This is a genomic window from Mobiluncus mulieris ATCC 35243 (assembly GCF_000160615.1).
In the GTDB taxonomy this organism is placed as follows: domain Bacteria; phylum Actinomycetota; class Actinomycetes; order Actinomycetales; family Actinomycetaceae; genus Mobiluncus; species Mobiluncus mulieris.
Window position 1 is genome coordinate 489711 of record NZ_GG668519.1, and the last position, 13621, is coordinate 503331.

Annotated in this window: 10 protein-coding genes; 8 read left to right on the plus strand and 2 right to left on the minus strand. The window is 57.0% G+C overall.

Going from position 1 to position 13621, the window contains the following annotated elements:
- The first annotated feature begins 31 nt into the window (after nt 1-31).
- Together HMPREF0577_RS07230 and HMPREF0577_RS07235 are read left to right on the plus strand one after the other, a co-directional pair.
- Nucleotides 32-1789 (plus strand): choice-of-anchor M domain-containing protein, encoded by a 1758-nt coding sequence (locus HMPREF0577_RS07230; RefSeq protein ID WP_004014655.1) that lies wholly within the window; start codon nt 32-34, stop codon nt 1787-1789.
- Between the two features lie 27 nt (nt 1790-1816).
- Nucleotides 1817-4726, plus strand: a complete 2910-nt coding sequence (locus tag HMPREF0577_RS07235; RefSeq protein WP_112664839.1) for a choice-of-anchor M domain-containing protein — start codon at nt 1817-1819, stop codon at nt 4724-4726.
- 27 nt (nt 4727-4753) lie between these two features.
- Here the strand turns inward: HMPREF0577_RS07235 and HMPREF0577_RS11455 are convergent, their stop codons facing one another.
- Nucleotides 4754-4927: a hypothetical protein gene (locus HMPREF0577_RS11455; protein WP_004013147.1), complete on the minus strand. Its 174-nt coding sequence runs from the start codon at nt 4925-4927 to the stop codon at nt 4754-4756.
- A gap of 74 nt (nt 4928-5001) precedes the next feature.
- On the opposite strand from HMPREF0577_RS11455, the gene HMPREF0577_RS07240 reads away from it, so the two are divergent.
- The 6 genes from HMPREF0577_RS07240 to HMPREF0577_RS07265 all read left to right on the plus strand — a co-directional run bounded on the left by HMPREF0577_RS07240 (nt 5002) and on the right by HMPREF0577_RS07265 (nt 12586).
- Nucleotides 5002-6018: an ABC transporter ATP-binding protein gene (locus tag HMPREF0577_RS07240; RefSeq protein ID WP_004013148.1), complete on the plus strand. Its 1017-nt coding sequence runs from the start codon at nt 5002-5004 to the stop codon at nt 6016-6018.
- Nucleotides 6019-6020: 2 nt separating this feature from the next.
- Nucleotides 6021-6785 (plus strand): ABC transporter permease, encoded by a 765-nt coding sequence (locus HMPREF0577_RS07245; protein WP_004013149.1) that lies wholly within the window; start codon nt 6021-6023, stop codon nt 6783-6785.
- Nucleotides 6782-7924, plus strand: a complete 1143-nt coding sequence (locus tag HMPREF0577_RS07250) for a sensor histidine kinase (protein ID WP_004013150.1) — start codon at nt 6782-6784, stop codon at nt 7922-7924. The genes HMPREF0577_RS07245 and HMPREF0577_RS07250 overlap by 4 nt, the downstream gene beginning before the upstream one ends.
- Complete coding sequence (locus HMPREF0577_RS07255) at nt 7921-8526, plus strand: response regulator transcription factor (protein WP_004013151.1); 606 nt, start codon at nt 7921-7923, stop codon at nt 8524-8526. Before HMPREF0577_RS07250 ends, HMPREF0577_RS07255 begins: the two co-directional genes overlap by 4 nt.
- Before the next feature lie 320 nt (nt 8527-8846).
- The gene (locus HMPREF0577_RS07260; RefSeq protein WP_004013152.1) at nt 8847-10118 is read left to right on the plus strand and encodes an alpha/beta hydrolase; all 1272 of its coding nucleotides are present in this window, start codon (nt 8847-8849) and stop codon (nt 10116-10118) included.
- Nucleotides 10115-12586, plus strand: coding sequence for a bifunctional lysylphosphatidylglycerol flippase/synthetase MprF (locus HMPREF0577_RS07265; protein WP_004013153.1), 2472 nt, complete (start codon nt 10115-10117; stop codon nt 12584-12586). Before HMPREF0577_RS07260 ends, HMPREF0577_RS07265 begins: the two co-directional genes overlap by 4 nt.
- Here the strand turns inward: HMPREF0577_RS07265 and HMPREF0577_RS07270 are convergent.
- Nucleotides 12577-13620, minus strand: a complete 1044-nt coding sequence (locus HMPREF0577_RS07270) for a DUF5692 family protein (protein ID WP_004013154.1) — start codon at nt 13618-13620, stop codon at nt 12577-12579. The two genes, HMPREF0577_RS07265 and HMPREF0577_RS07270, sit on opposite strands and share 10 nt — an antisense overlap.
- Nucleotide 13621: the final 1 nt, after the last annotated feature.

A 13621-nucleotide genomic window follows, 5' to 3' on the forward strand; every position in this document is an offset into this window, starting at 1 on the left:
GATTCCCCGTCAAGCTAGAAAAGAGACGCCAATGTCAACCCCCAATCCGCGCCGAAGCATTTCCCTGCGACGGTTGAAAACCGGTGTTATAGCCATTGCCACCGCCCTGCCCCTCACGATTTTAGGGATTCCCGCCGCTTCAGCCGCTAGCAATTCCCACGAAATGGCACCTAATGAACACACCCACGTAAACTGGCTGTTCACCAAGGCCGGTAACTACCAAGCCACTTTCGCCATCACCGTGCCCTACCAGAACCCCACTGGGAAAACCAGCAGCAGTGTCACCACCGAGGCCACCCTAAACTTCCAAGTGGGAGCCGAGGGCACCGTCAGTTCCGGACACTATGATTTCGGACCGCACCTCGAGGGCGACAACCAGGTCAGCGCGAAAGTAAAGAACCCCAGTGGACAATGGCAAGACCCCGGCGAAATTTGGTTCGGACTGACCGAGGCCGCCCATCGCGATTTACCCGCAGAGATTTGTACCGGCCTGAATCTGAGTGCAGGCTGCGCGGGCTGGGTAATTCCACAAAGCCAGGAAAGCGCCATCCCCTGGTTGGGATTCAATACCCAAGACGACGGGGTGGCAAAACTGCTGCAAGGTAAGGCGACTTTCACCCTGACCAGCCTCTCTGGGCCAGGAGACCTCCACGTGTGGCAAAGCGGTTTCGACACGGCCATCTCGCAAGTCTGGTTCGCGGCTGGGGGCGACTCCACCGGAGCCTTCGAACCATCTGCCACAGACTCCGACACCCCAAACCGGGACACAAAAGACGCGAAGCTCCCGGCTGGCGCGAAAGCCCCTCGTGAAAAGGAAAACACCCCCACCGCAAGCCCCACACCCACCCCTAACACCCCCGGCAAAACCCCCGAAGGAGGCCAAAAACCCTCCCCGCAGCCCGACCCGGCCAAAACCACCGCCCCACCCGAAACCGCCGGGATTCCCGCCGCTATCGGCTCACAGCTCCCCGCCGGCAATCACCCTGGGAGCGAGCCGTGCTATCCGATTCCCAGCTCCCAAAAATTCACCCTGCCCCTGCAAACCCACGTCCACCCCAACTGGATTTTCACCCAACCCGGCAACTACCAGGTAGGAATCCGCCAAAACGCGCGGATTAACGGCACCTGGCAAAGCGCGGACACGATTTTGAACTTCACCGTAGGCGGCGCCGGTAACGCCAACGAAGGCCACTTCGACCTGGGAGCCAAAGTGGAAAACGGTCGGCTCGTGGCCGCCCTGAAGGACGACCGCACTCCGGGCGGCACCTGGGTCGACCCCCGCAGTCTTACCTTCGGGCTGGGCACTGGTTCACAGGCCAAACTGCCGGCCGGGCTGGAGTTTCTGGCTCCCGCCGGAACCCCAGTGTGGATGATTGGCTCCACCCAAACCTCTGGCGTACCGTGGCTGGGCGCGAACACGCAGCATCCCAGCTTGGTAGAAGCGACTAATGAACCCGTCACCTGGGAGCTGCTGAGTTTCCGCGGCCCGGTGGGGGGACGTCTGGCCGCGTTTACCTCCGGTAACTTCGGGAAAATCGTGGGACAAAAGTGGTTTACCGCGCCCACGTCTGCAGCCAATGTGGGGCGTACCGCCAGCGGCAAGTACTGTCGTTTGGGAGTGGGGAGCCAAGCACAAAACGCCAATATTTCGCGAGTAACCGGCGGTTTGGCTGCCACGGGAATCGGGAATCTGACCCTGGCGCTGGCCGTGTTAGCCGGAGGAATTATCCTGCTGGGATTGGGGATGTTTTTCCAGGCCGCCGACCGGAAGAACGCGGTTGCCGACTAGCAACTCATGAAACTAGAAAGACTAACTATGCCAAAATTCTTGCTAAAAACTGCGATTATTGCGGGAATCACGCTGGGGTTGCTCAGCTACGGAGTACCGCTGGGGGCTACGGCACCTGCGGCGGCACTGCCCGTTGGGGCGGGTGCCTCACCCGATTCATTAGATGCCAACCGGGATTTAACCGATGTTTCCGAGGACACGACGTTGCACCTAGAAGTAGGTAACCAAACCGACGACCCGGTATTGACTAGCGACCCGGTATTGACTAGCAACTCGCAAACGACACCGATTTCCGCAGCCGCTTTAAGCTTCCGAGCTATTAATCAGGACACCGGTGTGGTTCCCCAAGCGAAGCTAAAAGCCGAATTTGCAGCTAAGCATCCGGAATTAGAGTACGAAAAATTGCCCCAGTGGGGTTTTGCTAATCTGCGGATAAGTGTTAAAGCTAGCGGGAATCAAGCCTATAATCTTCCAGCTCGGTTCTCGATTCATCAAACCGGGGGCAACGCATATCTAGCCGCCTACCGTTTACGCGATAACACTGCCGAACCAATTTTGGATAACGGCAGTGGTATTGCGAAATACTTCGTCACCAGTCAAAACGCTAACTATAACTTCAGTGGGAAAGACGGGGACATCATTCAGCTGCTGGCCATAGGCAAAGGGTTAGTCACCTGTGAAGTTGACCCCATATATAACCCCACCGACGAGAATAACGCCAGTTTCGGCAAAACATTCACTCTTACTGTCAACGCTACCGGCAAGTCTTTTGCTGATTTACAGCCCGAAGATTTGGTGCCACCCGGGGAACAACCGCAAACCGTACCCAATAAACCCGGGGTGACGCAACTGCGCCACGGACATATGGATGTTTTCCACGTCGAACCCGACGAAAACAACAATCTGCGCCTGCTGATTAAAGAAGACATTACCGGCTCCGGGGTGCGACGCGCGGCGGAATCCGCCGAAATGATAATGGGCACGAACTGGTATGAAACCGGACTGAATTGGAACCTGCCGGGATGCGAAAACGCCGGTTTTACTACTGCTAGCCTGCATTCGGGGGATATGCTTTTCCCTGGGTTGTCTTCTTCCGATTTGGGTAGCGCGGGTTTTAGTGATGTCAAGGTCGAGTTTACTTCCGTGAATGCCCCGACAGGGGGACGGATTGCCCTAGTGTTGACCTCTAGCCTGCAGGGAGGCCCCCAGCCAATACTGGAAGACAACCACTACTATATTGAACCGGGCACCCGACTGAGAATTACCACGCACCAGCATTTCCACTGGTTGTTCACCAAACCGGGCACCTACCAGTTCCGAGCTAAGGCTATTGGCCAACTCCACGGTCAAACGGTGGAATCCCCCGAAGTAACCTATACCTGGAAAACCGAAGGTCAGCCCGACAATTACGACCCGGTGGGAATCGATGAAAACTGCACGCCGCACATTCCAAACAGCGGTGCCACTCCCGGAGCGCCTCATGAAAGCCCCCAGAAACCTCACGCGGACGAAACGCCAGGCTCCCGCCCGGTTTTCGACCACGGACATATGGATGTGTTCAATGTCAGCGCGCGCAACGGCAAACTGGTACTAGAAACTAAAGAGGATATCAGCGGTTCAGGGGTAATCCGCACCCCCGAAAGCTACTTACTGCGACTGCGCGATAACACCAAATACGATATTCCTGCGGATATGCAAGGTGATTTGGTGCCCAGTGGCTACCTGTTGCAAGAAAATGGCTCCAACCAAGCCGAGGCGCTGTTTCCCGGTTGGGACACTTTCGGGGTAGCGCCCGACTTCACTTCGATTGACTTGACTTTCCAGGAAGTCAGCGGACCGGGTACGGCCTTCCTGTTTGTTCCAGGACAGTTCAATGTGGGTATCAACTCGACGCTGGTTTCTGGTGGCTATGAACTGCGTGCCGGTGAAGTAATCAAACAGTCTTATCCTGCCCACAAGCACGTATACTGGCTGTTTGCCAAGCCCGGGGTGTATACCATGAAGGTGCAAGCCTCGGGTGAAAACCAGTCCGGGGAACTGGTGAAATCGAATATCGGTACCTACACCTGGGTGGTGGGCAGCGAAACTTCCGTACCTGCCGTACCGCCAAAACCAGGTAATCCTAAAACGGACAAGCCCGAGAAGACTGCGGAGCCAGACAAACCAGGTCGCGACCAAAAACCCCAGAAACCCGAAAAACCTGAAAAACCCGAAAACCAGACTCCGCCAGTGACGCTGGAAGGGAAATCGGGGCAAAGTGCGGTTCCCGCCCCGACGGTTCCCAATTCGAAGCGAAAAACCCCCGCTAATAACCAGCGGCACGGCGCGTGGAAGAGCGCAAAGAAATCTTCTGCGGTTCCCGCCCCGAGTTCGCTTCGAAATCCCCAGCCGCCCCGGGACGGCAGTAACGCCCCCCAGGTCACCGCTAAAGGGAATAATTCCGGGGGAAGCCCCGCCGCGTCCGCTGGATCCGCTGGGTTTAATTTAGGTACTGGATTCCTCAGCCCTGAGGATTCCCTCGGCACCGGGGTAACGGGGTTCACGAGTTTCAGCCCCAGTTCCCCCGACACGAACCAGACTGCGGGAATCCTGGGTTGGCCTGGGGGTACTGTCCCAGATGCGGCTTCGAGCCTCCCGGCGTTTCCTGGGGCTAATCCCTCCGGCTTTCCCGCTGGCCTCGGGCTCCCCACCGCCCCCGTGCCACTCCCAGACCAGCCCCCCACCCAAAGTCCTCGCTTGGAATCCCCGGTGGCACCTCATGAACAGTTAAGCGCCACCGGCGAAAGCCCCTACGGTTCAGCAGTGGTGCGCAACCAGGCTGGCCTCGACCCCACCGCTACTTTCCTGGTTGGCACGGGCATCGCCTCCGGCTTGCTCGGCTTCGCGCTGCTTGCCTCGCGAATTCCGCGACGCTTCCCCGTTCTACGCCGCCATTAGTCCCGCTTGCTATATACCCCTAGACATTTAGCAAGCGACTCGCACCGCCGAGGCTTTGGGTTCTTGGAAGTCAAAGCCTCGGCGATACTTGGCACTACCCATAGCGGCCTGGGCGTTATCAAAGTCAATTTCACCCAGTTTCTTGACAATTTGTCCGCAGGTATTGGTGCCTCGCGCCAATCCTTCGGGCCCCCCTTCCACCCGTGACAATCGTCATGTAAAAGTCGTGACGGGGCGGACTGTTGCCAAAACCGGCCGCACGTGATACTAGAAACATGACACAAACATTTGCGCTGCAGGTAAGCGACCTGCACAAACATTTTGGTTCTGTTCATGCGGTTGACGGGGTGAACCTCACGGTGCCAACCGGCTGCGTCATGGCATTGCTTGGCCCCAACGGGGCGGGAAAAACCACCACCTTGGATATGGCGTTAAATCTGTCGCGCCCCACCTCTGGCACGGTACGGGTTTTGGGCACCACGCCCGGAGAAGCGATTAATGCGGGGCGAATTTCGGCGGTGCTGCAAACCGGCGGATTGCTGGGCGACATGCGGGTTCATGAGGCGCTAGCCTGGATTGCGGCCACCTACGGAGGTGACGTGGACAGCCGGGAAAATCTGGAGCGCGTCATGGAGCAAGCGGGGATTACCGAAATCGCTAAACGCAAAATCCGCAAATGCTCCGGCGGGGAACAACAGCGCGTGAAATTCGCGCTCGCCCTGCTGCCGAACCCGGATTTGTTGATTCTAGACGAACCGACCGCCGGAATGGATGCCCAAGCCCGCCACGAGTTTTGGCAGACCATGCACGCCCAGGCCGCCTCCGGTAAAACCATTATTTTCGCCACCCACTACCTGCAGGAAGCCCAGGATTACGCCGAACGCATAGTGTTGATGAACCACGGAAAAATTGTGGCCGACGGCAGCCCCGCCGAGATTACTTCCCGCCAGCAGCGCGTGGTGTCTTTTGCGGCCAGCGACGCGGCGGTGGCGCGTATTCGCGACCACTACCCCGAGGTTGGCCTGGTGGCGACCGCTGGACGCTTCCAGGTGTCGCTGGTGCAAACCGATGATTTTGTCCGCTTCGCCCTCGCGGTTCCGGGAGTGGAGAACCTCGAAGTCACCCAGCCTTCCCTGGAGCAAGTCTTCTTTGATTTGACCGAGCCTGATAGCAGCCCCAACGCGGATGCCCGGCTGGCACCTCATGAAATCGAAACCACAACCACGCAAACGGCTCAACCGTCCCAACCGGCTCACACCACCAACCAAGCACCCACCAGCAAGGAGAACTAGCCATGAAAACAACCATTATTGCCCTGGAACTCAAACGCACCCTGCGCACCCCGGAAGTCCCACTGTTCATTGTGGGGCTGCCGACCCTGATGTTCGTGATTTTCGGAGTGGCCTCGCCCTGGGGGAAATTCGACCTGGGAAATAACGGTGCGAACTGGGCATTTGCGATTATGGTGAATCTTGCGGCCTACGGAGCCATCATCGCCAATACCTCGATGTCCGCCTCGGCCGCCTTGGAACGCCTGCAGGGCTGGGGGCGCCAAATCGCGATCACCCCACTGCGTGACACCAGCTATGTCGCGATGAAAGCCCTGGTGGGAATGGCGGTGACGGTGCTGCCGGTGGCGGTTATTTTCGCTATCGGGGCTGCCACCAAGGCAGTGGCGAAACCGGAAGCCTGGGTGGCAGCGGTCGTGGTGCTGCTGTTAGGCTCGCTGACCTTTACCTTTTACGGCATGGGGTTGGCGCTGCTGTTGCGCTCAGACATGGCGGTTTCGATTGCCTCGAGTTCCACCGTGCTGTTTGGTTTTGGTGCCACCATGTTTATGCAGCTAAGCGGCTGGATGCTAAAGGTGGCGCCCTTTGTGCCCGGTTATGGTTACGTCGTGTTGGCCAGGTATGCGGCCACCGGGGGCGCCTACATGGATGCCAACGGCCGGGATTACACTGATAGTCTGGGGGTAGCAGTGGCGAACCTGGTGGGATGGGCGGTACTGTTTGCCGTGTTCGCGCTGCTGGTACTGCGAACCTCTAGGGGAAGACGATGAAAACACAACTGGCCATGGCGACCCACTCCCAGCGACGCGGGGTTGTCGTCGGGATGCTGTTTAGCTCGGTATGGCTGTTGTTCCTGGCTTTCCCGGTGCTGGCAGCATTAGCGTTGCCGTGGCGGGCACGAGCGGTTTCTCTGCTTTTGACCTTGGCGTTTGCGGTCAGCTACACGGCGGGGATTTGGCGGTCCTTTTTCCCGGCTCCCACCCAAACCCGCCAGTGGCGCTACTTCGATGGCAGGTATGGTTTCCGGTGGGATACTTTCCTGATTTTTGTCCTGAATTTTTGCCTGGCCTTGTCACAAATTCCCTGGCTGGGGGTGGATTCACCCCTCATGTTCGCGCCTTTCTTGGTGGCGATAAGCAGTTTCACCATGCCGCTACTGTGGGGTCAGGTTTTCGGGGCGGCTGTTTGTATGACTGGTATTGTCGGGTCTTTCACCCTGGCACGTCCCCAAGACTATATTGGAATTACCATTGCGACTTGTGCGGTGTTTTTTGGGATGCTGGGCATGACGTTTTTCATCAATAATTCGATTGCCCAGGGCAAGGAAGCCACTATCCAAGCCATTGCGCAGGAACGCGAGCGCGTGGCTCGTGATGTCCACGATGTTTTGGGGCACAGCCTGACGGTAATCGCTTTGAAATCCGAGTTGGCTGGGAAACTGGTGGATCGCGACCCCACTCGCGCCCAAGCGGAGATTGCCGCCATCACCAAGTTGGCGCGTGATTCCATCGGGGAACTGCGTTCCACCGTGGGTGGCTTGCGGGTACAGGATTTGGCCACCGAGTTGGCCAATGCCCGCCAGGCTTGCCTGGCCGCCGAGATTGACCTGCGGGTCACGGGTGAGGTGGCTGACATTCCGCCCCAAGCGCAGGCGGTTTTTGCTTGGGGTTCACGAGAGGCCATCACCAATGTGATTCGCCACTCGGGGGCGAGCCGGGTCGAAATCACCATGACCCCGCACAGTTTGGTTGTTACGGACAACGGCCGGGGTATCCCGGATGGTGCCTGCGGTAACGGGCTGCGGGGGTTGCGCGAGCGCGTCGCCAATCTTGGCGGTAGCCTAAAGCTTACTAATTTGGCCGAATCCAATTCCCCGGCTGCGGGTACCAAACTGGAGGTGTTATTGTGATTAGCGTGGTATTGGCCGATGACCAAGCCCTGGTGCGCGGGGCTTTGAAGGCTTTGCTAGAGCTGGAAGGCGACCTCGAGGTGGCGGGCGAGGCTGGCACCGGCGAGGAGCTGCTGGCGACAGTGGCGAAGGTAACACCTGCGGTCGCCGTGGTGGATATTGAAATGCCGGATTTGGACGGGATTGGTGCCACCGCCAAGATTCGCGCCGCACACCCACAAACCCGCGTGTTGATTTTGACAACTTTCGGGCGTCCGGGTTACTTGCGTCGCGCCCTAGAGGCCGGAGCCAGCGGTTTCATGGTCAAAGACACGCCTTCACAGGAACTCGCCCGGGCAGTACGCGAAATTGCGGCGGGCGGTCGGGTCGTAGATCCGAAACTGGCCGCCGAATCCCTCTTTGAGGGGGAAAATCCGCTGACCCCTCGTGAACAAGAAGTCCTGCGCGAAGTGGAGGCCGGCCACCACACCGCCACAATCGCTAAAACCATCTATCTCTCCCCCGGTACGGTACGCAACTACCTGTCCTCGGCCATCAGCAAAACCCACGCGGATACCTCCGCTGGGGCGGCTCGCTACGCTCGCGACCAGGGCTGGCTGTAACCTGAAGCCGTCTGGGTTTGCTTCCGGGGCGGGTACCTTGTTTTCTGTTATTTCGTGCTTTCTGACGCGTTGCCAGTATTGGTCTTTGATTTCTTGGGGTGTTTGGTAGCCCAGGTTTTCGCGTAGCTGACAGTAGCAAATCCGGGGCAAGAGTAGCCCCTGCCGCCGTAATCAGCAGCCAGAACAGTTTCGGGCGCGAGTCAAAATGCACTTCATCTCGCAAGCCTAGGCTTAGAGGGGTTGGCTCAAAGACCAGCTCAGTTTCGCTGGAACCCCATTTGGGCTCTCTTTTTCGCCGGCCTTGTGGGAAAATATTCTGCGTGACTTTCTTCAGGGACTTCTGGGGACAGATTAATTTGCTCGATCCCCCAGCTTTCTATTTAGCTTGGGGGTTGCTTATCCTTACTTTCGTTCTGGGACTCGTTGCAGCGTTGCGACGTAAACGAATCCGCACTTTTTTGGCGCTATTAGCAGCACTGATTGTCGATGCTTGCGTTGCTTTTGCCCTGTTGATATGGCCAAATCCCTACCCCGGTGAAATTCCCCCGCACCTTTTTTTGGCGGCCTTTCCGGTGCTGTTTTTGGCAACCGGAACGGTAATCATCAGTAAACGTCGCTTATTACTAGCTGGGCTGTTGGTGCTTTCACTGCCAGGAGCTGCTTTAGTGGTTAATCTAAACTACCGACAGTACTCCACTCTGGCTTCGATACTGCCCGCCACTAATGTCAAAAAAATGAGCTATGACCAGTTCCGTCACCAAAAAACCGCCCCTCAGATAAACAGACGCCCGATAGGTGCCCTGGTGACAGTGCCTTTAACGGGAACATCCTCGGGCTTCCAGGCTCGCGATGCCCTGGCCTACGTACCCCCCGCGTACTGGAGCCAACCAAAGCGACAACTGCCAGTTATGGTGCTGCTGGCGGGCAGTCCCGGCAAGCCGAGCGCGTGGTTTGACTCCGGGAAAGCCAATGATGTGGCTGATGACTATCAACGCCGCCACAACGGGAGGGCACCACTGGTGATTTCGGTGGATGCGACCGGTTCGCTGTGGGGACAACCGGGCTGCGTGGACGGACCGAAACTAAAGATACAAAGCTATCTGGCTAAAGACGTACCCGAACTCATCAAGCAACGCTTCCGCGTCAACCCTAACCAAAAGAAATGGACTATCGGGGGCTTAAGTTACGGGGGAACCTGTGCCCTGCAGATTATAGCTAACTCGCCGTCTTCCTACGGGACTTTCTTGGATTTTTCCGGCGAACCCCATCCCACCGTCAAAGATTTAGAAACTACGGTAAAGGAACTATTCAACGGGGATATCAAGGCTTTTCACCAGGTCAACGCCGCCGATGTGCTCCGGCGTGCCGCCACCGATAAATCCCGTCAATACCGAGGGGTTACCGGTAAATTCATCTGCGGACAGCGCGACGCTCCCGCCCGCCGGGCACAAAATATGCTGGCACCCCTAGCGCGGCGTGCCGGCATGAAGGTCAACGCCACCACCATTCCCGGGGGACACAACTACGATGTGTGGCGCAAGGCATTAAGACAAACTTTTGATTATGCTGCCGCCCGAGGGGGGCTAACATGAAACGCTTTTTCACCAGGATTTACGTTTGTTGGCAGCGCGTCCCCATCACGAGCATTTTGGTGGCCATGATTTGGCTAGCCTTCCTTGCCGGGGGTGCCAATCGCGCGTCTTTGCACCGCATTTTTGGTCTCTCTACCAGGGGGGATGCGAATTTTCTGCACCTGTTTTCCAGTGGTATCACCAGCCCCACCCTGATGGGCGCCTTGGGATCTAGTTTGTTTATCGCGGTTTTGGGCGTGGTCACAGAGCGTTCTTTGGGCTGGGCGCGGTATCTGTTGATTGTTTTAGCTTCCCAGGCGGTGACGGTTCCGGTGGGTTTGGGGCTGTGCCATGCTTTCTTGGGTGGCTCGCCTTTGTGGCATCACGAGTTGACAGCGGGAAATTACCTCTCCCCTTCAGCCTGGATTTTCACCGCTTCTATGGTGGCGTCCGCCCGGATGCCAACCTTGTGGCGGCGCCGGGTACGACTAATTGCTTTTGGTTATGTCACTACGGCGCTGTTGTTCACCGGCACTATTGCCACCCTGGTGGCTTTCACCGGGTGTGTGCTCGGCTTCATTGCCGGAGAGTTGGCTTTTCAGGGGGGCAACCGCCTGTTTAGATTCAGGGCAACAATTTCTTTGCGTGAACAGCGGTTTTTGGTGGCTTTCCTGATTGCTTGCGTAACTTTCGTACCTTTAATCGTATCTTTTCATGCTGAAACCCAAGATCCTTTCTTGCGTACCAGCCAACTGCTGTGGGAGTCAACCGAGGTAAGAATCACTAACTATCAGGCCTGTCAAACCCCCGATTCGCTGCGGTGTTTCGAGGCGGTGAAACTCGCCAATCAACATGGTGTGGGCAGTGCGATTGCCAGTTTACTGCCGGGGCTTTTGCAGCTGCTGTTCACTTATGGGCTGTTGCGCGGGCGGCGCGGCGCCTGGGTGGCTTCACTCCTGGCGCAGTTGGCCAACCTTGTCCTGGTGGCCACACAGTTTATCAGTGTTGACATTAGCCAGGCTCGTTTGGAATTCAATATCCTTTCCACCACTTTTGCGGCTATTCCCTGGCTGATTTGTTTCTTTAGTTTACTTTTCACGAGGCGCTTGTTCCGGGTGCGAGCTAAACGCAAAAATGCTCGCCTGTGCCTGCTGGTGATTCTGATGGGTTTGGTGAGTGCCTGCCTGTTTTGGTTTATTGGCACCTTGGCCATGCCCAACGCTTTCACACCCCGCGCCACTTTAGCGCTGGCTTTGCAACAGTTGCCTTCACAATTACTGCCACCGGTCTTGTCGATATTGTTGCCTTTCTATCTGGTGCCGGTGTCTGCGGCGGGCTGGTTTATCTCCAGTTGGACGGTGGTGATTATGTGGGTCGCCTTGACGCTGGCTTTTAGTTTCCTGCTTTTCGGGACGGATTCCAGCGTTTCCGATGCGGATTGGCAGCGGGCTCGAGAGATTCTCGTTTCCGGCAGCGGCGATCACTTGTCTTTTATGACCCTATGGGAGGGAAATTCCTATTTCTTTAGTGATGATGGCTATGTGGCCTATCGGCATCACGGCGGTGTCGCGGTTACTCTGGGCGAGCCGGTGGTGGCCTCCGGGGGTGATAAACAGCGTTTAGCCAGTACTTTTGAAGCCTTTGTGCTTAAGCAGGGTTGGCACTGTGCCTGGTATTCCGTGTCCGCCGAATTTGAGCGCCCCGAATTTCACAAGTTGCACGTGGCAGAGGAGTCGATTTTGCATGCCACGCAGGTGGGTTTCACTGGCAAAAAATTCCAAAATATCCGCACTGCCCGCAATAACGCGGCCAAAGAGGGCATCACCGCACTGTGGACCACCTGGGAAGAACTGGATCTCGAGATGCGCGAAAAAATCGCGGCACTCTCTGAAGAATGGGTGGCGCAAAAAGCGCTGCCAGAGATGGGTTTCACCTTGGGTACCCTGGAAGAACTGCAGGTTCCCGGCACAAAGCTGTTATTGGCGGTGGATCAGCAGGAAAATCTACACGGGGTCACCTCCTGGCTGCCGGTCTACCAACAAGGGCAACTCGCGGGCTACACCTTGGACTTCATGCGGCGTGACCGCGAGGGTTTCCGCGCGGTGATAGAATTCCTCTTGGCGCAAGCCTTGGTGCAGGCCGTCTCCGAGGGGCTGGAGTGGATTTCTCTCTCGGGGGCTCCCCTAGCCAAGGGCAGCACCATCCAAAACCCCGGTTTGCTCGATGCCGTGTTGAATAAAGCCGGGCAAAGCATTGAACCGCTCTACGGGTTTCAGTCTTTGGCGAATTCCAAATACAAATTCCACCCGGAACACCGGGGCTGGTATTTGGCCTATAACGATGAACTTGCCCTGGGCTCAATCGCCCTGGCAGTTGTCTCGTGCTACCTGCCCTCGCTGCGCGCCACTGATACCCTTAACACCGTAAGACTGTGGCTAGAAGCCCAACGCGAAAAACGGCTCCCCGCTAAGCCAATATCTCAGCGGTAGCCCAGTTTCTCAGCGGTGCTGCCCAATCGCGTCGCAATCCGGTCTTGTTCCGCTGCTGTGGCGTGGTAAGCCACCCACGAGACATAGGTGGGAGTGTCTCCGTAAACTTCCATGGTGGCGGGGTTACGCTTCGTCCGAACAATCTTGGATACGTGATATACGACCAAAATCGCATTGGCGACTAATGAAGCCAAAGACACTAAAAACAAAGCCACCGGATTGTGCGCGGAGCGGTGCTCGAAAATCCCGCTGGCCACGAAGCCGGGCACAGTCAACATGAAACCCGACCAAAGCGTCAAAGTATAGGCGCGGTAATGAATCCACGCGCCGCGCCCCCATTTGAAACAGGCCGGGATTGTGCACGAGGCCAGCAGGGCAAAACCGGCGTACCATGACCGGTCGGACAGGCAGTTATAGCAATAGGCAAAATTCCACAAGTCATAACCGACAATCCACAAAACCGTCAGGTCGCCCCAGATAATCGCGTGATCGCGACGTTTGGACACGAAAATTCCCACCCAACCCGAGATTGCTAAAATATTCAAAATCCCAGCAACGGCGTTCATAATGTTCCACGGTCCGCCCCACAGTACCGACCCGTTGGTATCCGACCCATGAATGTAATAACATTGCAGGTCACGCGCTACCGCCTCGACAATATTCACAGCCAGCAGAATCGGCGGAATCAACAGATACCAGCGGTTGCGCCGCAGTTTCGGGAATATCTGCAGCGCCGCCAGCGATAGTGAACCAATCAAGGCGGAATACTGTTTCACTATCAAAAACCATCCCGACACCGTAGTTCCCTCGGTAGAATGTGGCCACCAAAAGATCGTCAGCCCCACCGGTGCCGCGATAAAGCACACCGCTACTGCCCAGCGGTAGCGGATTGTCAGCCACGCTGTCCCGGCCAGCGTCACAATCACCACCAGCAGCATCGCATAGTCCCACCATTCGCCCACTTCGAAGAAAAACAGCGTGGGATAGTCTGCCAGGGATTGGCTCGAGACCAGATTTAGCCAGGTGCTAGGCATC